At 71.8% G+C, this 21,119-nt stretch carries 18 protein-coding genes and 1 pseudogene; 6 read left to right on the top strand and 13 right to left on the bottom strand.

Features of this window, described 5'->3' with window-relative positions; genetic code table 11:
- Window positions 1–90 precede the first annotated feature (90 nt).
- A complete protein-coding gene (locus ACGFZQ_RS40160) occupies window positions 91–930 on the top strand; it encodes a diacylglycerol kinase family protein (protein WP_393844561.1) in 840 nt (279 codons plus the stop codon).
- Here the strand turns inward: ACGFZQ_RS40160 and eutC are convergent.
- Together eutC and ACGFZQ_RS40150 are read right to left on the bottom strand one after the other, a co-directional pair.
- Window positions 908–1,753: an ethanolamine ammonia-lyase subunit EutC gene (eutC, locus tag ACGFZQ_RS40155; RefSeq protein WP_393844560.1), complete on the bottom strand. Its 846-nt coding sequence runs from the start codon at window positions 1,751–1,753 to the stop codon at window positions 908–910. The genes ACGFZQ_RS40160 and eutC overlap by 23 nt on opposite strands.
- Window positions 1,750–3,132, bottom strand: a complete 1,383-nt coding sequence (locus ACGFZQ_RS40150) for an ethanolamine ammonia-lyase subunit EutB (RefSeq protein WP_393844559.1) — start codon at window positions 3,130–3,132, stop codon at window positions 1,750–1,752. Before ACGFZQ_RS40150 ends, eutC begins: the two co-directional genes overlap by 4 nt.
- Window positions 3,133–3,292: 160 nt before the next feature.
- Between ACGFZQ_RS40150 and ACGFZQ_RS40145 the strand changes: the two genes are divergently transcribed.
- From ACGFZQ_RS40145 to ACGFZQ_RS40125, 5 genes and pseudogenes are all read left to right on the top strand, one after another.
- Window positions 3,293–4,816 (top strand): APC family permease, encoded by a 1,524-nt coding sequence (locus tag ACGFZQ_RS40145; protein WP_393844558.1) that lies wholly within the window; start codon window positions 3,293–3,295, stop codon window positions 4,814–4,816.
- 89 nt (window positions 4,817–4,905) lie between these two features.
- Window positions 4,906–5,913: a DUF6801 domain-containing protein gene (locus ACGFZQ_RS40140; RefSeq protein ID WP_393844557.1), complete on the top strand. Its 1,008-nt coding sequence runs from the start codon at window positions 4,906–4,908 to the stop codon at window positions 5,911–5,913.
- Window positions 5,906–7,948: an NACHT domain-containing protein gene (locus ACGFZQ_RS40135; protein ID WP_393844556.1), complete on the top strand. Its 2,043-nt coding sequence runs from the start codon at window positions 5,906–5,908 to the stop codon at window positions 7,946–7,948. The genes ACGFZQ_RS40140 and ACGFZQ_RS40135 overlap by 8 nt, the downstream gene beginning before the upstream one ends.
- 49 nt (window positions 7,949–7,997) lie before the next feature.
- A pseudogene (locus ACGFZQ_RS40130) lies at window positions 7,998–8,318 on the top strand (DUF4162 domain-containing protein); the annotation flags it as partial.
- Window positions 8,315–9,877, top strand: a complete 1,563-nt coding sequence (locus ACGFZQ_RS40125) for an ABC transporter permease (RefSeq protein ID WP_393844555.1) — start codon at window positions 8,315–8,317, stop codon at window positions 9,875–9,877. The pseudogene ACGFZQ_RS40130 and the gene ACGFZQ_RS40125, both read left to right, overlap by 4 nt.
- Window positions 9,878–9,887: 10 nt before the next feature.
- Here the strand turns inward: ACGFZQ_RS40125 and ACGFZQ_RS40120 are convergent, their stop codons facing one another.
- From ACGFZQ_RS40120 to ACGFZQ_RS40070, 11 genes are all read right to left on the bottom strand, one after another.
- Complete coding sequence (locus tag ACGFZQ_RS40120) at window positions 9,888–10,484, bottom strand: Uma2 family endonuclease (protein ID WP_393844607.1); 597 nt, start codon at window positions 10,482–10,484, stop codon at window positions 9,888–9,890.
- An 87-nt stretch (window positions 10,485–10,571) separates the two neighbouring features.
- Complete coding sequence (locus ACGFZQ_RS40115; protein ID WP_393844554.1) at window positions 10,572–11,777, bottom strand: cytochrome P450; 1,206 nt, start codon at window positions 11,775–11,777, stop codon at window positions 10,572–10,574.
- 52 nt (window positions 11,778–11,829) lie between these two features.
- A complete protein-coding gene (locus ACGFZQ_RS40110) occupies window positions 11,830–12,300 on the bottom strand; it encodes an RICIN domain-containing protein (RefSeq protein WP_393844553.1) in 471 nt (156 codons plus the stop codon).
- 137 nt (window positions 12,301–12,437) lie between these two features.
- Window positions 12,438–13,235, bottom strand: coding sequence for an MHYT domain-containing protein (locus tag ACGFZQ_RS40105; protein ID WP_351740532.1), 798 nt, complete (start codon window positions 13,233–13,235; stop codon window positions 12,438–12,440).
- A 295-nt stretch (window positions 13,236–13,530) separates the two neighbouring features.
- Window positions 13,531–14,196, bottom strand: coding sequence for a response regulator transcription factor (locus ACGFZQ_RS40100; protein WP_351740535.1), 666 nt, complete (start codon window positions 14,194–14,196; stop codon window positions 13,531–13,533).
- Window positions 14,193–15,557 (bottom strand): sensor histidine kinase, encoded by a 1,365-nt coding sequence (locus ACGFZQ_RS40095; RefSeq protein ID WP_393844552.1) that lies wholly within the window; start codon window positions 15,555–15,557, stop codon window positions 14,193–14,195. The genes ACGFZQ_RS40100 and ACGFZQ_RS40095 overlap by 4 nt, the downstream gene beginning before the upstream one ends.
- Before the next feature lie 75 nt (window positions 15,558–15,632).
- Window positions 15,633–16,343 carry a response regulator gene (locus tag ACGFZQ_RS40090; protein WP_393844551.1) on the bottom strand — a complete coding sequence of 237 codons (711 nt, stop codon included), beginning with the start codon at window positions 16,341–16,343 and terminating at the stop codon, window positions 15,633–15,635.
- A complete protein-coding gene (locus ACGFZQ_RS40085; protein ID WP_393844550.1) occupies window positions 16,340–17,740 on the bottom strand; it encodes a sensor histidine kinase in 1,401 nt (466 codons plus the stop codon). Before ACGFZQ_RS40085 ends, ACGFZQ_RS40090 begins: the two co-directional genes overlap by 4 nt.
- Before the next feature lie 257 nt (window positions 17,741–17,997).
- Window positions 17,998–18,873, bottom strand: a complete 876-nt coding sequence (locus ACGFZQ_RS40080; protein ID WP_393844549.1) for an alpha/beta hydrolase — start codon at window positions 18,871–18,873, stop codon at window positions 17,998–18,000.
- Between the two features lie 192 nt (window positions 18,874–19,065).
- Entirely contained in the window at window positions 19,066–20,247 is a 1,182-nt protein-coding gene (gene kynU, locus ACGFZQ_RS40075) for a kynureninase (protein WP_393844548.1), read from the bottom strand.
- The gene (locus ACGFZQ_RS40070) at window positions 20,240–21,085 is read right to left on the bottom strand and encodes a tryptophan 2,3-dioxygenase family protein (protein WP_382541832.1); all 846 of its coding nucleotides are present in this window, start codon (window positions 21,083–21,085) and stop codon (window positions 20,240–20,242) included. Before ACGFZQ_RS40070 ends, kynU begins: the two co-directional genes overlap by 8 nt.
- Between the last annotated feature and the right edge of the window lie 34 nt (window positions 21,086–21,119).

The raw sequence follows: 21,119 nt of genomic DNA, 5'->3' as shown, positions 1-21,119 counted from the left end.
GGATGCCCCGGAATAGACGAAGCCCCTGGCGCAATAGCGCAAGGGGCTCTTGCACAGTGATGCTACCCGAGGAAGCGAGGCACGACCGAGGTGGCGACATTCGCGACGTCCGATCAGCTGCTGGTGATCATCGATCCGGCGGCACGGCAGACGGACGGTGAGTCCGTCCGGATCGTGAAAGACGTGCTCAGCGCGGGTGCGACCACGAAGGTGTGTCTGCCGGACGGGCCCGAGGAATTCGCCCGGGTACTTTCCCGCAGGGGGTCGCGGCGGCCGGTGGTGGTGGGCGACGACGGCGCGCTGATCCGTGCGGTGACCTTTCTGCACCGGCAGCGGGAGCTGGCCGGATGTGCGCTGTCCGTGGTCCCGGTGGGCGGCTCGCTGGGCGTCGCGCACGCGCTGGGGGTGCCCACCGGTGCGGTGGCGGCGGCGCGGGCCGTCCTGGACGGGGTGGAACGGCGTCTGGACCTGCTGGTCGACGACAGCGACGGGGTGGTGCTCGGCGCCCTGCGGATCCCGCCGCTGGCGGCGGTACCGGGGACCGCGGATCCGGTCGCGTCCCGGGGCTGGCTGCGGCCGTACCAGACCCTCGTACGGTCCCTGTCCGCCCGCCCGGCCCAGGCCGTGCCCCGCCTGGGGCCCGCGCGGCTGCGGGTCGAGGTCGACGGGCGGACGGTGGTGGACCTGGACCAGCCGGTGGAGGGGATCTCGGTGACACCGGGCGGCCGCGGCGGGCTGGCCGAGGTGGAGGTACGGCCGCTGTCGGTGGGCGCGGAGGCCACGCCGGTTCGGGCCGCCGGGCGGACGGTGACGGTGACGGGCGCGGACTTCCGGTACCGGGCCGACGTGGCGGTGGCGGGCCCGGTACGGCGGCGGACCTGGCGGGTGGTGGAGGGAGCCTGGGGGCTTACGGTGCCAGGGACCCCGTAGCAGCGGGCTCGGCGGCGCCGGGGGCTGAATCGGATTCGTCCTTCAGCGCCACGCCGGTGACCCCCAGCTCCCGCGCCCTCCTCAGCAACCCCGCCAGCTTGCCCGCCGCGACCTCGTAGGCCAGCCCCAGCGGCGGCCGGATGTTGCTCAGGCAGTTGCGGTCCGCGTCCGTGGTCGTGCCCGGGACCGGCCGGTACGTCAGGTACGCGCCCAGGGAGTCCGCCGCCGACATGCCGGGGCGTTCGCCGATCAGGACGACCACCAGGGCCGTGTCCATCGTGTGGGCGATGTCGTCGCCGAGGGCCACCCGGGCCTGTTCGGCCAGCACGACCGGGGCGACGCGCCAGTCGGGGAGGCGGGTCGCCGTGGCCCGCACCATCGCCGCCGCGTGTTCGTGCACCGCCCGGCTGGACAGCCCGTCGGCGACGACGAAGACGACGTCCCAGTCGCCGGCCGGCAGGTGCGCCCGGTCCGTGGGGTGCAGGCGGCGGCCCAGGTCGGGGCGCTGGAGGTAGGTCAGCCGGTCGCCGGCCGCACTGCGGACCCGTACCGTCGACAGCCCCGACAGCCCCGCCAGGCCCGCCGCCACCGCGTCCGGGTCGAACGGCGAGTGCACCGCGTCCCGGGCGGCCGCGTGCGCGGCCTGGAGGCCCAGCCGGTGGCGGGTGGGCAGGGCGGAGCCGGAGCGGCCGAGGCCGATCCTGGCCTGGGTGTGGCGGCGCAGCAGCGGCCACAGGTCGTCGGGGCCGACGGTGGTCCCCTCGGGCAGGCCGGCCACTTCGGTCGTGCCGTTCACCTCGGCCGTGTCGGTCGCCTCGGTCATGCGGCCAGTTCCCTTCCGATCGCCGTCAGCGGATGGCCGCTGACCTCGCGCACGCCGCCGTCCCCGTCCAGCAGCCCCATCGACTCCAGCCACGCCTCGAACTCCGGCGCCGGGCGCAGGCCGAGCACCTCCCGCAGGTAGAGCGCGTCGTGGTAGGAGGCGGACTGGTAGTTGAGCATGATGTCGTCGCCGCCCGGTGTGCAGATCACGAAGGAGGCGCCCGCGACAGCGAGCATGGTCAGCATGGTGGCGATGTCGTCGTCATCGGCGTCGGCGTGGTTGGTGTAGCAGATGTCCAGGCCCATGGGCAGGCCGAGGAGCTTGCCGCAGAAGTGGTCCTCCAGGGCGGCCCGGAGGATCTGGCGGCCGTTGTAGAGGTACTCCGGGCCGATGAAGCCGACGACCGTGTTCACCAGGAGGGGCCGGTAGCGGCGGGCCACGGCGTACGCCCTCGCCTCCACCGTCTGCTGGTCCACGCCGTGGTGCGCGTCCGCCGACAGGGCGCTGCCCTGCCCGGTCTCGAAGTACATGACGTGGTCGCCGACCGTCCCCCGCCCCAGCCCGCGGGCCGCCTCGTACGCCTCGTCGAGCAGGCCGAGGGTGACGCCGAAGGAGGCGTTCGCCGCCTGCGTACCGGCGATGGACTGGAAGACGAGGTCCACCGGGGCGCCGCGCTCCATCAGGTCCACGCTCGTCGTGACATGGCACAGGACGCAGGACTGGGTGGGGATCGAGTAGCGGCCGATCACGCCGTCCAGGAGTTCCAGCAGGTCCCGTACCGCCTTCGGGCTGTCCGTGGCCGGGTTGATGCCGATCACCGCGTCGCCGGAGCCGAGGAGGAGGCCGTCCAGCAGGGCGGCCGCGACGCCCGCCGGGTCGTCGGTGGGGTGGTTCGGCTGCAACCGCGTCGCGAGTCGCCCCGGCAGGCCGATCGTGGAGCGGAAGGCGGTGACCACCCGCACCTTGCGGGCGACGGCCACCAGGTCGGCGTTCCCCATCAGCTTGGACACGGCGGCGGCCATCTCCGGGGTGAGTCCGGGCGCCACCGCGGCCAGGGTCGCGGTGTCCGCCGCCAGCAGCCACTCCCGGAACTCGCCGACCGTCAGCCCGGCCACCGGCGCGAAGGCCACCGGGTCGTGGGTGTCGAGGATCAGCCGGGTCACGTCGTCGGTCTCGTACGGGATCACCGGCTCGGTCAGGAAGGCGGTGAGCGGCACCTCCGCGAGCGCCCAGCGGGCCGCGACCCGCTCCCGTGCGCTCGCGGCGGCGAGGCCGGCCAGCCGGTCGCCGGAGCGTTCCGGGCTCGCGGCGGCCAGCAGGCGGGCCAGGGAGTCGAAGCGGTGGCGTTCGCCGCCGAGGGTGGCCGTGTACGTGCTCATGGCGGCGACCGTACGAGCCGGGTGTTGCCGACAGATTGCGTCAGATTTCTAAAGGTCTGGTTGACAAACATTTAACGCACCGAGACCCTCTACCGACTCATTCGGGCTACAGAGTTCCGATCCAGTACAGCCAGCGAGCAGCAGGAGAGGGGCCACCCCGATGGCAGTGGACGAGGGAGTCGCCCCAGCGGCGAAGACAGACGGCACGACAGACGGCGACGGCACGGTCCACCGGCTGAAGCCCAACGCGATCGGCCTGCTCGGGGTGGTCTTCATGGCCGTCGCGACCGCCGCGCCGATCACCGCGATGACCGGCAACGTGCCGTTCATGGTGTCGTCGGGCAACGGCATCGGGGCCCCGGCGAGCTATCTCGTCGCAATGGTCGTCCTGGCAATCTTTTCCGTCGGATTCACGTCGATGGCGAAGCACATCACGTCGACGGGCGCCTTCTACGGCTTCATCTCCTACGGTCTGGGCCGCACGGCGGGCCTGGCGTCGGGGCTGCTCGCCACCTTCGCCTACGCCGTGTTCGAGCCGGCGCTGATCGGTATCTTCTCGGTCTTCGCCAACACGACCCTGAAGGACCAGACGGGGCTCGACGTCCCGTGGTGGGCGTTCGCGATCCTGATGCTCGCCGTCAACGCGACCGGCACCTGGTTCGGCGTCAGCGTCGCCGAGAAGCTCCTCGTCGTCCTCCTCGGCACCGAGGTGACGGTCCTCGCGGCGATGGCGATCTCGGTCGCCCTGCACGGCGGCGGCCCGCACGGCTTCACCTTCGGCCCGGTCAACCCGGTCAACGCCTTCAAGGGCACGTCCGCGGGGCTCGGTCTCTTCTTCGCCTTCTGGTCGTGGGTCGGCTTCGAGTCGACGGCGATGTACGGCGAGGAGTCCCGCGACCCGAAGAAGATCATCCCCAAGGCGACGATGATCTCGGTCCTCGGCGTCGGTGTCTTCTACGTCTTCGTCTCCTGGATGGCCATCATCGGCAACGGCGAGACGGAGGCCGTCAAGGCCGCCTCCTCCGCCAACCCCCTCGCCCTCTTCTTCAACCCGACCGAGCACTACGTCGGCCACTGGGCGGTCGACCTCATGCAGTGGCTGATGGTCACCGGCTCGCTGGCCTGCGGCATGGCCTTCCACAACTGCGCCGCCCGCTACATGTACGCGCTGGGCCGGGAAGGGGTCCTGCCCTCGCTCCAGAACACCGTCGGCCGCACCCACGCCCGGCACGGCTCCCCGCACATCGCGGGCCTGGTCCAGACGGTGATCTCCGCCGTCCTGATCGGGGCGTTCTGGGCCGCGGGCAAGGACCCGTACAACGCCCTCTACGTCCTCCTCGCCATCCTCGGCACGATGGCGATCCTGGTCGTGCAGGCCGTGTGCTCGTTCGCGGTGCTGGCGTACTTCCGCAAGAACCACCCCGAGAGCCGGCACTGGTTCAGGACCTTCACCGCCCCGCTCGTCGGCGGCATCGCGATGCTCGCCGTGGTCGTCCTGCTGGTGTCCAACATGGGCGTCGCGGCGGGCACGGAGTCCGGCTCGCTGCTGCTGAAGGCAACGCCGTGGCTGGTGGCGCTGGTCGCCGGGACCGGCGTCGGCTACGCGCAGTACCTCAAGCGCAGGTCGCCGGAGCGGTACGCGCTGCTGGGGCGGACGGTGCTGGAGGAGACCAGGGAGCGGTAGGGGCGGGTGCGTCCAGCGGTTCGTGGAAGCGGGGTGAAGGTCCGGCCGTCCGGGCAGACGCCCCGCGTCCACGTCCCTAAGGTGCATGCATGTCAGGTGAATTACGAGCGGGACGTACGGTCGCCGCATTAGCGGGACGTACGGTCGCCGCATCGGCCGCCGGTGTCGTCCTCGTCGTCGCCCCCGGGACCGCGAACGCGGCAGCCGCTCCCCGCACCTTCCAGTACACCTGCGCGTTCGGCGCCCTCAGCGGCCAGCCGATGACGGCGTCGGTCGTGTGGGACGACTCGGACACCCACGTGGTCGGCCGGCCCACCCCGCGGCTACCGGTGAGCGCGTCGGCGACGGTCGGGGCGCTCATCCCGCAGACGCTGCGGGTGGCCGGCGCGACGAGCCTCGCGGGCACGGCGAAGGTGACGGCCGTGGTGGCCGCGCCGCAGGGGAACGTCCCCGTCACCGTACCGATGGACGTGCCCGTGACCCAGATCCCGTCCTCCGGGTCCATGACGGTCCCGGCGAACGGGACCGCGCCGTCGCTGACGTTCACCAAGGCGGGCACCGCGGACATCGTCGTCGGCGCGATCGACATGAGCATCACGCCGAGGCAGGCGGACGGCAGCACGACCATGCTGGGCACGGTGAACGCGTCGTGCAGCGCGGACTCGGGGCAGGACAAGGTTCTGTCGTCGTTCCGGATCCTGCCCAGGACGCGGCCGCAGCCGTCGCCCACGGCGTCGGGGGCGGGGGCAGGGGACGGCGGCCGTGGCTCCGGATCGGGGTCCGGGTCGGGGTCGGGATCCGGGGCCGGCTCCGGGGCGAAGGGTCAGGGGAGCTCGGGGACTCGTCCGGGCACCTCCCGCAGCCCCGACCCGACCGGCTCGGTCACCGCGAGCGGTACGGCGTCCGCGTCCGCGTCGGCCGCCTCGGGCGGTGCGCCGACCCTCGCCGCGCCCAAGTCCGACGCCGACCCGCGCGACAGCGCGCAGGACCGCACGGCTTTCCCGGTCCCGCTGCGCGCGGCGGCCGGCGTGCTGGTCGTGGCACTGGCCGCGGTGGGCAGCGCGATGTGGTTCCGGCGGCGGGGTGACGATGGCTGAGGAGGCGCCGGGCGGGGAGGAGCAGGCGCCGCACGTCATCAACGCGCAACAGAGCGGCAGCGGAACGCAGGTCGTCGCCAAGTCCATCAACGTGGTGAACATCGGCACCGGCAGGCCGGCGCAGGACGAACTGGCCGCGAGCGTCCTGCTGCGCCGACGGGACGAGCAGGCACAGCTCGGCATCCGGGACGGCCGACGGCTGCACGTCCGCTGGACGCCCCCTGACGACGAGGAGTTGGCGACGGAAGATCCGGAACTCGTCTGGGGAGACAGGACCAGGAAGAACCTGACCGGCCGGCTGGACCAGGTCGCCGAGGTCTACGAGCGGATTCCGACCGGCCGTCTGGTGGTGCTGGGCAAGGCCGGTTCGGGAAAGAGCGTGCTGGGCGCGCAGTTCGTCCTGCAGTGGCTGGCGAAACGCCCCGCCGGCGCGGCCGTCGCGGAGATCTTCAGTCTCGGTTCGTGGAACCCCGGCGAGGTCGGGCTGGCCCAGTGGCTGAGTGACCAGTTGAGCCGTGACCGGCCCTGGCTGGCCACGGTCCCCTCCGACGGGGGGATGACACTGGCCGAGAGACTGGTGAGCGCGGAACTGATCCTGCCGGTCCTGGACGGATTCGACGAGATCCCCGAGGGCCTCCGCGACGACGCACGGCGGAAACTCTCCACCACATGGCTGCGGTACGTCCTCACCAGCCGCTACGACGAGTACAAGGAAGCGGTCGAGGGCACCACGGGGCTGGAGCGCGCCGCCGTGGTCGTGCTGGCCGACCTCCCCCCTGACGACTCGGTGACGTATCTGCGGCGCACCAGTCCCCAGGCCGCCAGATCCGGCTGGGACCCCGTGCTGGACGACATGCGCGACAACCCCGACGGCCCGCTCCGCCAGGCGCTCTCCACACCGCTGATGGTCGCCCTGGCCGCGGCCGTCCACGGCGAGCGCGGCGCCAGGGGCCCGGACGCGCTGCTGGACGCCACGGAGTTCCCGACCCCGGACCGCCTTGAGCGGCACCTTCTCACCGCGTTCCTCCCCTCGGTGTACCGGCGCCCGGCGCAGGCGCGGCGCGCCCGGCGCTGGCTCACCTACCTCGCCCACGACCTCAAGCAGCGCGAGACTCCGACCCCCAACCTGGCCTGGTGGGAACTGGGTACCACGCTGCCGCTGCGGCAGCGGACCGCCGTGATCGCGTTCCTCGCCGGGCTGTCCTTCGCCGTCGTCACCGCGATCGGCAACATCCCCGTCGACCTGGTCGCCACCTCGCACGGGCTCGGCTTCGCCGTCCGGCGCGGGCTGCTCGTCGGCTCCCTGCACGGCCTGCTGCTCGGCGCGGCGTTCGGCTACATCTACCACCGGGCCAGCGGCAACGACCTGCTGAAACCGTCACCGATCGAGATCACGCTCCGCCGCGACGCCCAACGGCAGCTGGGGGAGAAGCTGTTGAGCAGAATCACCATCGGTTCACTGGTCGCTCTGGCGGGCGGGGTCGCCATCGTCGCCGTCGACCGCTCCGTCGTGCCCTGGCTCGGACTCGACGACGGGCTCGGCGGCGGGCTGGTGTCCGCGGCCCAGTTCCCGCTCATCGTGGGTCTCGGGACCGGGCTGGTGCTCGGCATCACGGCCTGGCTGGAGACGACGGTCGACCCGGACAAGTCCATGAGCTGCGTGGACCTGCTGCGGATGAACCGCAGGAACGTCCACGCCCACATCCTCGTCTGGGCACTCGTGTTCGGCTTCATCGCCTGGTTCGGGGGGAGCTTCACCGAGACCCCGCTCCGCAGCATCCAGCTGGGCCTCGTCTTCGGCATCGAGGGCGCGTTCGCCGGCGGCCTCGGGTACGGGCTCTGTCTGACCGCGTGGGGGCAGTGGGTCGCGCTGGCCCGGGTCTGGCTGCCGCTGACGGGCCGGCTGCCCTGGCGGCTGGTCACGTTCCTGGAGGACGCGTGCGACCGAAGGGTGCTGAGGCGGGCAGGGGCGGTGTACCAGTTCCGGCACGGGCGGTTGCAGGAGCAGCTGACGGCACCCGACGAAGGACCCTGAGAGCGCTTCAGTCCCGCCCGAAGAGCTCGTCCCGGTGCACCCGCCACCGCTCCATCATCTCCGCGACCGGGTCAGCATCATCCGTAACGGCCGTACGGTCGAGTCCGGTTCACTCGCCGACCTGCGCCATCTCACCCGCACCAGTGTGACCGCCGAACTCGCCGGTCCCCCCAACGGGTTGGCCCACCTCCCCGGTGTGCACGACCTCGACGTCCAGGGCCACCGCGTCCGCCTCCAGGTCGACTCCCAGCAACTCACCGCCGTCCTGCGCTCGTTGACCGAGACCGGCGTACGCTCCCTGACCTCCACCCCGCCCACCCTGGAAGAGCTCTTCCTGCGCCACTACCAGGACGAGGCGGCCGTCCGATGACCACCCTCACCGGCACCCTGCTGCGCTTCGCGCTGCGCCGCGACCGCCTGACCACCCCGGTCTGGGTCGCGGTGAACGCGCTGACGGTCCTCTCCATGCCGAACACCCTGAAGACCCTGTACGGCACGGAGTCCGAACGCACCGACCTCGTCCGCCAGTTGGAGACCAACGCGTCCTTCCGGGCCCTGATCGGCCCGCTCCACGACACCTCGCTCGGCGGCCTGACGGCGTGGCGGGTGGGCGTGTACGCCGGTGTCCTCGCGGCCGTCACCAGCCTGCTGGTCGTCGTACGGCACACCCGTGAAGAGGAGGAGGCCGGCCGTGCGGAGCTGCTGGCCTCCGGCGCGGTGGGCCGCCGGGCGTCGCTGACTGCGGCCCTGCTGGCGGCTCTGGTCGCGAACGCCGTACTGGCCCTGCTGATCACGGCGGGCCTGGCGGGACAGGGGGCCGCCGGGGCCCTGTCCTTCGGGCTCGGACTGGCGGCGACCGGCATGGTCTTCGCGACGGCGGCGGCGATCGTGGCGCAACTGACCGAGAGCGCGCGGCTGGCGAGGGGCCTGACGTCCGCGGTCCTGGGCACGGCCTTCGTGCTCCGCGCGGCGGGCGACTCCGCCACCGGCGACGGCTCGTCCCCGCTGACCTGGCTTTCGCCGCTCGGCTGGCTGGAGAATCTCCGCCCCTTCGCCGCCGAACGCTGGTGGGTGCTGGCGCTCTTCACGGCCGCGGTGCTCGCGCAGGCCGCGGTGGCGTACGTCCTGGCCGGCCGCCGTGACCTGGGGATGAGCTTCTTCCCCACCCGCCCGGGCCCGGCCACCGGCCGCCTCGGCTCCGCCGCCGCGCTGGCCTGGCGGCTCCAGCGGGGCGGCGTGCTCGGCTGGTCGCTCGGCTTCTTCCTGGCGGGGATCGTCTTCGGCGGACTGACGGACGGGGCCGCCGACCTCGTCGGCGACAACGCCAACGCCCGCGAGATCTTCGAGCGCATGGGCGGGCAGAACGGAGTGACGGACGCGTTCCTCGCCTCGATGGTCGGGATGCTGGGCCTGATCGCCGCGCTGTACGTCGTGGCGTCGGTCCTCCGGCTGAACGGCGAGGAGACCGCGGGCCGTGCCGAACCCCTGCTGGCCTGCGCGGTGGGTCGGCTGCGCTGGGCGGCCGGGCATCTGACGATCGCCCTCGGCGGCTCGGCCCTGATCATGCTGCTGGCGGGCCTGGGCTTCGCGGTCGGCTACGGCAAGGAGGTGGGCCCGGTCCTGGGCGCCTGCCTGGTGCAGCTCCCCGCGGTCTGGGTGGTCGGCGGCCTGGCGCTGCTGCTGTACGGGGTCGCACCCCGGCTGGCCCCGGCGGCCTGGGCGGTGGCCGTGGCGGTGCTGCTGATCGGCTGGGTGGGCCCGGCCCTGAACGCCCCCCGACCGGTCCTGGACCTCTCCCCCTTCGGCCACCTGCCGAAGCTGCCGGGCGGGGGGATGGAGTGGGGGCCGGTGACGATCCTGCTCGGGCTGGCGGTGGTACTGGCGGGCGGCGGACTCGCGGGGTTGCGGAGGCGTGACCTCACCAGCTGACGACGGCTCCTCAGTCGACATAGTCCCTGAGCTCCTCAGTGTCGAGTTCGATGCCGACGGGGTCCGGGAGAGTGACCTTGCCCCCGAGCTTCACGACATGGATGTCCCGGTATCCGACTTCCGGATCCGGATCGCTGTGGACCAGAATCGAGAGAGCGTCACGGTCGATCAGCAGGTAGACGGGAATCCCGGCCTCGGCGTAGGCCTTCGGCTTCTCCACCCGATCACGGTTGTGGGTGTCCGAGTCGTAGGAGGTGATCTCGACTGCCATCAATACACCGTCGGGGTCGGCCCAGTCGCCCTTCCCGTTGAAGTGTCCCGTCGGCGCGAGCACGGCGTCGGGCTTGGCGCGGCCCCTGCGATACGCCTCGACCTTCAACCCCTGACCGGTTGGATTGAGGGTGAGGTCGGGCCGTGCTTGCTTGCAGTGGAAGACCAACCACATCGCGATCTCGCCGTGGCTGCCGTTCGTCACCTTCTTGACCCCGATCCGTCCGCCGATGAACTCGAAACCGACGGTCTCGTCTTCACGGGCGGCGAATTCGGCAATCCGCTCGAACACGTCCACGGACAACTGTGACGACGCGCGCTCTGCCATAACCGTCATGGTGCCTCCCCTCGCAGGCAGGCACCAGCTTGACCGGTCATTCGCATCCATCTGCCGGAATCAGTCGGTGATCATCCGAACGGGTGATCACCTCACCTCCACGCTCAGCCCCTCCAAACCCCTGATCACGAAGTTCGGCTTTCGCCGCGGTTCCGCCGTCAGGCTCAGCGTCGGGGCCTTCTCCAGCAACGCCGTCATGGAGGCCGCCAGTTCGATACGGGCCAGTGGCGCGCCGATGCAGTAGTGGATGCCGGCGCTGAAGGAGATGTGCGGGTTCTCGCGGCGGGTGAGGTCGAGGTCGTCGGGGTGGTGGAACACGTCGGGGTCGTGGTTGGCGGAGCCGAAGAGCATGGCGATCTCCGCGCCTCTCGGGATCGTCGTGCCGTCGATCTCGATCTCGTCCAGCACCCAGCGTTCGAAGAGCTGGAGCGGGGTGTCGTAGCGCATCAACTCCTCGACGGCGGTGGGGACCAGGGAGTGGTCGGCGCGGAGGGCGGCGAGCTGGGCGGGGTTGCGGAAGAGGGCGTACCAGCCGTTGACCGTGGCGTTGACGGTCGCCTCGTGGCCGGCGTTGAGGAGCAGGACGGCCGTGGAGATCATCTCCTGCTCCGTGAGCCGGTCGCCCTCGTCGTGGGCCTCGATGAGCCCCGAGATGAGGTCCTCGCCGGGCTCCTCGCGCCGCTCGGCGATCAGCTCCCGCAGATAGTCGGAGAACTCCACCGAGGCCCGGACCGCCCGCGCGGCCGTCTCCTGCGAGGGGTTCAGCTCGTACATTCCGCAGATGTCCGCCGACCAGGGCCGCAGCGGGGCCCGGTCCGCCTCCGGGATGCCCAGCATCTCGGCGATGACGGCGACGGGCAGTGGTTCGGCGACGTCGGTGAGCAGGTCGCCGCCGCCCTTGTGGACCAGGCCGTCGACGAGTTCGCCGGCGAGCTTCGCCACGTACGGTTTGAGCCGCTCGACGGTGCGCGGGGTGAACGCCTTCGACACCAGGCGGCGGATACGGGTGTGGTCCGGCGGTTCGAGGTCGAGCATGCCGTGGTCGTTGAGCGTGTGGAACGGCTCGTGCTCCGGCGGCGGTGCGGTCCGCCCGAAGTCCTCGTGGGTGAACCGGTGCTGGTACGCCCGCCCCAGCCGCCGGTCCCGCAGCAGCGCCGAGACGTCGGCGTGGTGCGGGACCAGCCACTGGTCGGTGGGCTCGTAGTACTGCACCCGGCCCCGGGAGCGGAGGTCGGCGTAGGAGGGGTACGGGTCGGCGAGGAAGTCCGGGTCCCAGGGGTCGAAGGCTGCCATGGACGGACGTTAGACCGCCGGTCCCCCTCCTGACCAGGGGTGTCTCAGGGGCTTACGGGTTGGGCAGGGTCCACCACTGCCAGGTGTTGGAGCCGCAGTTGCGGACGTTGATCCCCGCGTGCTCGCGCTGGTCGCCGTTGTTCTGGATGCTCAGGCACTGGCTGTTGACGTCCGAGCGCAGCCAGCTGCCGTCCTTGGACCAGCGCTGGTTGGCCAGGCCGTGGCAGTCGCCGACGACCTGGGCCGCCGCGTTGACCTCGCCGTTCTTCACGTCGAGACAGTGCTGCTCGGCGCCGTTGACGAGCTTCTTGCCCGACCAGTACCAGAGCTGGTCGCCGGTGCCGGCGTTGCAGGTCTGCACCTCGACGTTGTCGCCGTTGGAGGCCAGGCACTTGCCGTTCAGCTGGGTGGTGATCTGGAAGTACTGCGGGACCGCGGTCGCCTGCACGGGCAGGGCGGTGAGAAGGAGGGGGACAGCGGTCAGCGCGAGCGCGGTGAGGCCGCGCTCCAGGTGCTTGATCATGTCTCCTGATGTAGCGGGACCGGGTCCCCCGCCGACAGGCTCCGAGCAGGGGCTTCACCCGACTGGCGGATCGGTTTCACCGGCCTTGAGGTGATCGTTGCGGGGGCCACCGAGCGCGACGAGGAGACCTGTGGACGTCAGGACATGAAACGCCGGGTCGGCACGGGCTCCGGGCGGCCGGTGGGCTGCGGGTCGGACTGGCCGCCCACGACCTCGGGGTCGAACATGACGATCGCCCCGGCCAGGACCAGGGCCGCGACCGGGCCGGCCAGCATGACCAGGAGGAAGGACAGCAGGCTCGTCGAGGACTGGCCGCCCGTCTGCATCTGCGGGATGTGGACGCTCACCGCGGCCATGCCGGTGTAGTGCATGGCCGACACCGCCGCGCCCATCACCAGGCTGGCCACCACGGTCGCCCACACCGCGCTGATCGACACCGCCGCCCAGAGCGCGGCGGTCGCGGCGAGCACGGCGATCAGTACGGAGAGGACGACGACCATGGTGTCGTAGTGCACGGTGCCGCCGGTGTGCACCGCGGTCATGCCGAGGTAGTGCATCGCCGCCACCCCGAGACCGGTGACCACGCCCGCCGCGCCCAGGGTGACGGGGCCCGAGCCCCGATAGCCGACCAGGAAGACGCCGACGGCGACCACCGCGATGGCGACGAGGAGGCTCAGCAGCGTCCGGCCGGCGTCGTAGTTCACCAGGGCACCGTCCACGCTGAAGCCGATCATCGCGATGAAGTGCATGGTCCAGATGCCGCAGCCGAGGGAGATCGCACCCAGGGCGAGCCAGCCCAGCCGCCGCTGTCCCCGCCCACGGCCTATCGAACGGGTCGTGCAGCGCAGGGCCAGCACGGCACCCAGACATGCCATCAGATACGCGGCTATCGGGGTGATCAGGCCGTAGTGGAACTCGGACACGTCAGCGGTCATCGCGGGCAACTTTCTTCACGCGAAACGGGGGCGCCGGCACCTCCCGCCGGAGGCAGCGGGAGGGATGCGAAAGGGTGGGGAGTCAAGGGAAGAAGGGGGAAAGGGGAATCAACAGGGCGGCCGAAACAAGCCATCTGGCTGATTCATTCACTATTCAAACACAACTGAAGCACACCATGTTCACAGTTGTGCGGCTCGCGATCGAATCGCAACAACGATCATGCTTGTGGCATGTGCGCCCAGAACGGCCCCCGTTCGCCCCCGCCCCCTCACCCTCACCCGCGCCCTTCGGCCGCTAGCCCGGTGTCACCAGGCGTGCCTCGTACGCGAAGACCGCCGCCTGGGTCCGGTCACGCAGGCCCAGCTTGACCAGGATGCGGCTGACGTGGGTCTTGATCGTGGACTCGGCCACCACCAGGCGTTCGGCGATCTCCGCGTTCGAGAGGCCCTGGGCGATGAGGACCAGGACCTCCGTCTCACGGTCGGTGAGGTCGCCGTAGGCCGCGTGGGCCGTGGGCATCAGACGCGGGGTGCCGGAGAGTCTGGAGAACTCCGTGATCAGGCGTTTGGTCACCGACGGGGCGAGGAGCGCCTCGCCCGCCGCCACCACCCGTACCCCATCCGCCAGTTGGCGGGCCGAGGCGTCCTTGAGGAGGAAGCCGGAGGCTCCGGCACGCAGCGCCTGGTAGACGTACTCGTCGAGGTCGAAGGTCGTCAGGACCAGGACCTTGGCCGTGTTGTCGACGGCCACGATCTCCCTCGTCGCCTCGATGCCGTTCAGCTCGGGCATCCGGATGTCCATCAGGACCACGTCGGGGGCGAGTTCACGGACGCGGTCCACCGCCTCACGGCCGTTGACCGCCTCGCCGACGACCTCGATGTCCGGCATCGCGTTCAGCAGGACCGAGAAGCCCTCGCGCACCATCATCTGGTCGTCCGCGATCAGTACGCGGATGGTCATGCATCACCTTCGGTCAGGGCGACGGCCGGCAGGAAGACCGTCACCTCGTAGCCTCCCTCGGCCGTCGGGGCCGCTGTCATCTCGCCGTTCAGCATCGACACGCGCTCCCGCATGCCCGTGATGCCGTGGCCGGCACCGGGAGAGGGCTTGAGGAGGGCGGGCCGGGGCGGGGGACCGTTGACTATGCGCAGCCCCAGGCCGCCGATCACGTATCCGATCTCCACCCGGGCGGGCGCACCCGGCGCATGGCGCAGGGTGTTGCTGAGAGCCTCCTGGACTATGCGGTACGCCGACAGCTCCACGCCCTGCGGGAGTTCACGGACCGCTCCGGTCACCCCCTTGTCGACGGTCAGACCCGCCTCCCGCACATTGGCGAGCAGCGCGTCCAGGTCGGCGAGGGTGGGCTGCGGGGCGTCCGGGGCCTCGTAGTCCTCGGCACGGACCACGCCCAGGACCCGGCGCAGCTCGGTGAGCGCCGCCACCGCGTTCTCCCGGATCGTGACGAACGCCTTCTCCAGCTCAGGCGGCGGGTTCTCCACCCGGTACGGGGCGGCTTCCGCCTGGATGGCGACGACGGACATGTGATGGGCCACCACGTCGTGGAGTTCCCGGGCGATCGTCGTGCGCTCTTCGAGGAGCGTGCGCCGGGAACGCTCGTGTGCCGTCTCCGACTGCTGCGCGGTCACCGTCTGCTCGGCCTCCCGGCGGATCTGCCGGACGGTGACGGTCAGCAGGGCGATCGCGGAGACGACCAGCATCGGGCCGACGTCGTTGGTGTAGTGGCTGCCGCCGAGGACCGAGACGAACGCGAAACCGTAGAACGCGGTGATCGCCCACATCCAGGCCGCCGTGCGCGGACGGGTGCGGACCGCGACGACCGTGAGCACCACCAGGTGGGAGATGAAGTTGCCCAGCGTCCACGGCCAGTCGTCCCAGGACCTGTCCAGCAGGGTGCCGGCCCAGCTCGCGACGAGCGACAGCCAGAAGGCGGCGACCGGACGCGCCAGCGTCAGCAGCACGGGTGCCAGGACGACCAGGCCGGCCAGCAGGGCCCCGGCCGATCCCGGCGAGCGGGCCGTGACGGTCGCCTGCAGCGCCACCACGCCGGCCGCGGCCACCGCGAGATGCGGGGTCCAGACCGCGTACTCCCGCATGCGGCCGGACATGCGGCGGATACGCGGGCCGTCACTGCTCAGCGGGGGCAACGGCCGGTAGGCGAAGGCATCCTGGAACAGGTCCTGCCGCAGCCTGCGCAGGGCGTCCAGCACCGCCCGGATCTCCGGGCTGCGCGGCTTGTACGGCTCGAACGCGCCGTCCGGTGGCTCCGATGGCATCGTGTGCGTCTGGGTCGTCTCGGTCACGTACACGACGGTATGCGGCGGCCGGGGTCACCGTCGTCACCAGTGAGTCGGGTCCTTCGGCATCCCCCTCAGGTACTACGAGGGCCCACCGAGGGTCCCGTATCCCGACGGCCGTACCAACCCCGACTCGTACGCGAACACCGCCGCCTGGGTCCGGTCCCTGAGGCCCAGCTTCACCAGGATGCGGCCCACATGGGTCTTCACGGTCTGCTCGGCGACGACCAGCCGCTCGGCGATCTCCGCGTTCGACAGCCCCTGCGCGATCAGCGAGAGGACCTCCGTCTCCCGCTCGGTCAGATCGCCGACGCGCGTCTTCAGCGGGGCGCGCACCCCGCCGCCGTCCAGCTGGGAGAACTGGGTGATCAGCCGACGGGTGACGCCGGGCGCCAGCAGCGCGTCGCCGGCCGCCACCACCCGGACCGCCTCGGCGAGCTTGTCCGCGGACGCGTCCTTGAGCAGGAACCCGGACGCCCCGGCCCGCAACGCCTCGTACACGTACTCGTCCAGGTCGAAGGTGGTCAGCACCAGCACCTTGATGTCCGGGCGTTCGCCGACGATCCGGCGGGTGGCCTCGATGCCGCCGAGCTCGGGCATGCGGATGTCCATGAGGACCACGTCCGGGACGAGTTCGGCGACCTTCACCACCGCGTCCAGCCCGTCCACCGCCTGGCCGACCACCTCGATGCCCGGCTGGGCGTTCAGCAGCACGGTGAAGCCCTGCCGGACCATCTGCTGGTCGTCGGCGATGACCACGCGGATGGGGCTGCTGCCGTTGCTGCTCGTCATGCGCGGCCGTCCTTCGAATCGAGGGCAGGGATGGTGCCGGTGCGATCGGTGGCACCGGGCGGGAGGCCGGGCGTGCGGCGGGGTGCCAGGACCTCGTCGGTACCGGCGGCCGGGAGCCGTGCGAAGACCTGGTAGCCGCCGTCCGGCCGGGACTCCGCCGTCAGCGCGCCGCCCAGCATCGCCGCCCGCTCCCGCATGCCGAGCAGTCCGTGCCCGGCGCCCGGCGACGGCGGAGCGGGCCGGGTCGGCCGGGTGTTGCCGACCCCCACCAGCAGCCCGTACGCCATGTACTCGATCTCGACATGGGCGGTGGCTCCCGGTGCGTGCCGCAGGACGTTGCTCAGCGCCTCCTGCACGATCCGGTACGCCGACAGCTCCACGCCCGGCGGCAGCGGGCGGCGGTCGCCGACGATCCGTGCGGTGACGGCCAGACCGGCCGCCCTGGTGTTCTCGACCAGCGCGTCCAGCCGGTCCAGGGTGGGCTGCGGGCTGTGCGGGCCGACGCCGGAGCCGTCGGGCGCGTCCTCGTCGGGGCCCTCCGAGCGCAGGACGCCCAGGACCCTGCGCAGTTCGGTCAGCGCCTCCAGGGCGTTGTGCCGGATGCCGTCGAGGTTCTCGCGCAGCTCCTCCGACGGGTTCTCCACCAGGTGGGGGGCGACCTGGGCCTGGATGGAGATCACCGACATGTGGTGGGCGACCACGTCGTGCAGTTCGCGCGCGATCCGGCTGCGCTCCTCCAGCAGGGTGCGCCGGGCCCGCTCCTCGGCGGTCAGCGTGGACTGGTGACTGAGCTCCGCGCGTGCCTCGCGGCGGCCGCGCAGCGCCGCACCGAACGGGACGACCAGCGCGGACAGGGCGATGGTCACCACCGTGGTGGACACGTGCGGCCGCGCGCCCAGCTGTCCCTCCAGGAAGAGGGTGACGAGCGCGGTCAGCACCAGCGCCTCGACGGCCACCCGGAACCGGACCCGTAGCGAGAGGAGCAGCAGGACCAGCAACTGCGCGATGATCCCGGACACCGGCCACGGCCAGGTGAACCGCATTCCCGGGGGCGTGTCCAGCCGGTCGAGCAGCGACACCGCGCCCACCACCATGCCGCCCGTCGACAGCCACCACGCCGGGATCGGCCGCCACATGGCGAGGGCGACCGAGCCGCCCTCCGAGAGCGCGAGCAGGAAGGCGCCGCCGAAGCCCAGCCGCCCGTGGTTCTGCAGCTCGGACAGGCCGGCGAACGTGATGACGACCGCCGTCAGCCACAACAGCCCGTGCGGCAGCCAGCGCAGCCACACCGAGAGGGGCAGGGGGTCCGTCCGGACGGTCCACAGGTCGTCGCGCACTGTCCGCAGCCCGAGCAGGACGCGGCCCGCGAACCCCCGCCGGCTCCCCGTTTCCGTCACGTCGGCCAGCCTAGACACGACGGGCTCCGATCGGTGCCGGCCGACCGGAGAGCGTGGTGCGGCGCAGCCTCTGGCGCAGCCATGGTCGGCCCCTCCCCGTTCGGTTCGCCCGGCCGTCGGACTTGTCTGATCGGGAAACTACGGAAGGGGCGACGTCGTTCGCGTCCCGCCAGAGAACTCACCTGTCAGGTAGCTCTCAGGTATTACGGGTATGTGGGGGGCGGCTCAGGGGCAGGCCGTCACGAGACCGGCCGGGTTCACCAGGCCAGTTGGGCGATCTCCTCCGCCACCACCGCGCACGCGTCCGCCGCCGGGTCGATCAGCGGGAAGTGGCCGACGTCCTCCAGCAGCGTCAGCCCCACCACCTCGCCCGCCTTCGCCGCCGCCTCCGCGTAGGACTCGGCGACCGCCTGCGGGACGACGTCGTCCGCGCGCCCCTGGACCAGGGTGGTCGCGATGCCGGTGGGGAGCAGCAGCGCCGGGTCGGCATAGCGCTGCCGGTCGGTGAACTGGTCGCCGCCGCCCAGGAGTTGGAGCGCCGCGTGACCGCAGACCTCCAGCTTCTCGGCCATCGCGAAGTCCGCGATCGGGGCCAGGGCCACCACGCCCCGCAGCGGCGCCGCGCCGGACGTGCGCCACGCGGCGTCCGGCGGGAGGACGTGCCGGGCCGCCGCCCACAGCGCCAGGTGGCCGCCGGCCGAGTGGCCGGTGAGGACCGTGCGGCGCAGGTCCGCCTGGGGCAGCGCCTCGCGGGCCAGCGCGGGCAGGGCGTCCAGCGCCGCCGCGATGTCGTCGAAGGTGTCCGGCCAGCGGCCGGCCACCGGGGCCGAGCCGCCCTGCGCGGGCAGCGTCGCACCGCGCCGGTACTCGACGTTGGCCACCGCGAAGCCGCGCCGGGCCAGGAAGTCGGCGAAGGGCGTGAGATGGCCGCGGTCGTACGGTGCCCGCCACGCGCCTCCGTGCAGGGCCACGACGAGCGGGGCCACGGTCTCGCCGCCGCGCGGGACGTAGAAGTCGATCACCTGGTCGGGGTGGTCGCCGTAGGCCGCCGTGGCGTCGGGCTCGACGTGCGGGTGCGAGAAGGCCGACTCCTCCTCGGCTGCGGCCCGTTCTGCTGCGGCGTCGTCCGGCATGCTCCAACCTCTCAGCGGCGTAATGAAATCGGCGGACCAGGTGGGGAATTCGGCCGTTGGCCGGGACGGTATCAGGCCGGTGACGTGCGGCGAGACGTGGATGTCACGCACGGTGAGGATTACACGGTTCTGTACCGTCCCGGCCTTTCCCAACCGGGTCGTCGTGTCCGTATGTCGACTCGCCGCAGGGTGCTACACGACCTCCGCCAGCACCCGCGCCGCCCGTTCCGCGTCCGCGAAACCGACGTACAGCGGGGTGAAGCCGAAGCGGAGGACGTCGGGATGCCGGAAGTCCCCGACCACCCCCCGCTCGATCAGCCGCTTCATCACGTCCCCGGCGTCCGGGCAGCGCAGCGCGATCTGGCTGCCGCGCTCCTCGTGCGCCACCGGGGTCACGCACTCGACGCGGCCCGCCGGCAGGTACGCCTCGACGCACTCCAGGAAGAAGTCCGTCAGGGCCAGGGACTTGGCGCGTACGGCGGCCACCGGCACCTCGTCCCAGACCTCCAGCGCCGCCTCCAGGGCCAGCATGGAGAGGATGTCCGGGGTGCCGACGCGGCCGCGCACCGCGCCCGCGGCCGGTTCGTACTCCGATCGCATCCCGAACGGCTCGGTGTGCGAGTTCCAGCCGGGCAGCGGCGAGTCGAAGCGGTCCTGGAGGTCGCGGCGGACGTACAGGTACGCCGGTGAACCCGGGCCGCCGTTCAGGTACTTGTAGGTGCAGCCGACCGCCAGGTCGACCCCGTGCTCGTCGAGGCCGACCGGGAGCGCGCCCGCGCTGTGGCACAGGTCCCAGACGGCCACGGCCCCGGCCGCGTGGACCGCGGCGGTGAGGGACGGCAGGTCGTGCAGCCGGCCCGTGCGGTAGTCGACGTGGTTGAGCAGGACGGCGGCCGTACGGTCGCTCAGCGCGGTGCGCACGTCCGCCGGCGCCACCGGCCGCAGCGTACGGCCGGTGAGCCGGGCCGCCGACTCGGCGATGTAGCCGTCGGTGGGGAAGGTGGTGGCGTCGACCAGGATCTCGGTACGCCCCTCCCCCGCGAGCCGTACCGCACCCACCAGTGCCTTGAAGACGTTGACACTTGTGGAGTCGCCGACCACGATCTGGCCGGCCGCCGCGCCGACCAGCGGGGCGATCCGGTCGCCGATCCGCTCCGGCGCCGTCCACCAGCCGCTCTCGTCCCAGGACCGGATGCGCAGCTCGCCCCACTGCCGCCGGACCACGTCCTCGACCCGGCCGGGGACGTGCGCGGGCAGGGCGCCCAGTGAGTTGCCGTCCAGGTACACGACCTCGTCGAGGACGAAGCGGGAGCGCACCCCGGCGAGCGCGTCCGCCGCGTCCAGGTGCTGTGCCCTCAGGGCCGGTTCAGACATGGGACCTCGCCGTCCACAGCTCCGGGAACACGTTCTTGCGGGCGCGCTTCTCCAGCCAGGCGACCCCGGCCGAGCCGCCGGTGCCGGGCTTGGCGCCCATGGCGCGGCGGGTGGCGACCAGGTGGTCGTTGCGCCAGCGCCAGACCAGTTCGGCCACGTCGGTCAACGCCTCGCCGAGCCGGGCGAGTTCGGCGTCCCCGTCGCCCGAGTAGACGGTGGCCCAGGCGGCCTCGACGGCGTCCGAGGCGTCGTACCGCCGGGACACGTCACGGTGGAGCACCGCGTCAGGGACCGGGTGGCCGCGGCGCGCGAGGAGCCGTACCACCTCGTCGTACAGGCTCGGCTCGTGCAGGGCCTTCTCCAGTTCCGCGTGGACGCGGGGGGCGCCGCGGTGCGGGACGAGCATGGACGCGGACTTCTCGCCGAGCAGGAACTCCATCCGCCGGTACATCGCCGACTGGAAGCCGGAGCCCTCGCCGAGGGCGGAGCGGTAGGAGTTGAACTGGGCGGGGGTGAGCTGCCCGAGCGGTTTCCAGGAGGCGTTCAGCGCCTCCAGCTCCCGGGTGGAACGCTTGAGCGCGGCGATCGCGGTGGGGATGTCGTCGGCGCGCAGGGCGGTCGCCGCGGTCTCCCACTCGTGGACGATGACGGTGAACCACAGCTCCATGACCTGGGTCGTGACCAGGAAGACCATCTCTCCGGGATCGTCGGAGAGGGTGTGCTGGAGGTGGGTGAGCACGTCCGCCTTGACGTAGTCCTCGTACGGCGTGGTGCCGGCGAAGTCGAGATGCGGGGTCTCGGGCTCCGAAGCCTCGTCGGGCTGAGCCTGAAGGGACATCGCTGTCTCCTGTTGTGTACTCCGGGTAGCGGTC

This window comes from Streptomyces sp. NPDC048254 (assembly GCF_043201895.1).
Lineage (GTDB): Bacteria > Actinomycetota > Actinomycetes > Streptomycetales > Streptomycetaceae > Streptomyces.
Note: the sequence above shows the minus strand (reverse complement) of the source record. Positions and strands in the feature narration are given on the sequence as shown.

What these genes read in the sequence shown, in the direction of transcription:
- eutC (WP_393844560.1), bottom strand. Translation starts at nt 1,753, where the DNA reads ATGACCGAGGCGACCGACACGGCCGAGGTGAACGGCACGACCGAAGTG.
- ACGFZQ_RS40150 (WP_393844559.1), bottom strand. Translation starts at nt 3,132, where the DNA reads ATGAGCACGTACACGGCCACCCTCGGCGGCGAACGCCACCGCTTCGAC.
- ACGFZQ_RS40145 (WP_393844558.1), top strand. Translation starts at nt 3,293, where the DNA reads ATGGCAGTGGACGAGGGAGTCGCCCCAGCGGCGAAGACAGACGGCACG.
- ACGFZQ_RS40140 (WP_393844557.1), top strand. Translation starts at nt 4,906, where the DNA reads ATGTCAGGTGAATTACGAGCGGGACGTACGGTCGCCGCATTAGCGGGA.
- ACGFZQ_RS40135 (WP_393844556.1), top strand. Translation starts at nt 5,906, where the DNA reads ATGGCTGAGGAGGCGCCGGGCGGGGAGGAGCAGGCGCCGCACGTCATC.
- ACGFZQ_RS40125 (WP_393844555.1), top strand. Translation starts at nt 8,315, where the DNA reads ATGACCACCCTCACCGGCACCCTGCTGCGCTTCGCGCTGCGCCGCGAC.
- ACGFZQ_RS40120 (WP_393844607.1), bottom strand. Translation starts at nt 10,484, where the DNA reads ATGACGGTTATGGCAGAGCGCGCGTCGTCACAGTTGTCCGTGGACGTG.
- ACGFZQ_RS40115 (WP_393844554.1), bottom strand. Translation starts at nt 11,777, where the DNA reads ATGGCAGCCTTCGACCCCTGGGACCCGGACTTCCTCGCCGACCCGTAC.
- ACGFZQ_RS40110 (WP_393844553.1), bottom strand. Translation starts at nt 12,300, where the DNA reads ATGATCAAGCACCTGGAGCGCGGCCTCACCGCGCTCGCGCTGACCGCT.
- ACGFZQ_RS40105 (WP_351740532.1), bottom strand. Translation starts at nt 13,235, where the DNA reads ATGACCGCTGACGTGTCCGAGTTCCACTACGGCCTGATCACCCCGATA.
- ACGFZQ_RS40100 (WP_351740535.1), bottom strand. Translation starts at nt 14,196, where the DNA reads ATGACCATCCGCGTACTGATCGCGGACGACCAGATGATGGTGCGCGAG.
- ACGFZQ_RS40090 (WP_393844551.1), bottom strand. Translation starts at nt 16,343, where the DNA reads ATGACGAGCAGCAACGGCAGCAGCCCCATCCGCGTGGTCATCGCCGAC.
- ACGFZQ_RS40080 (WP_393844549.1), bottom strand. Translation starts at nt 18,873, where the DNA reads ATGCCGGACGACGCCGCAGCAGAACGGGCCGCAGCCGAGGAGGAGTCG.
- kynU (WP_393844548.1), bottom strand. Translation starts at nt 20,247, where the DNA reads ATGTCTGAACCGGCCCTGAGGGCACAGCACCTGGACGCGGCGGACGCG.
- ACGFZQ_RS40070 (WP_382541832.1), bottom strand. Translation starts at nt 21,085, where the DNA reads ATGTCCCTTCAGGCTCAGCCCGACGAGGCTTCGGAGCCCGAGACCCCG.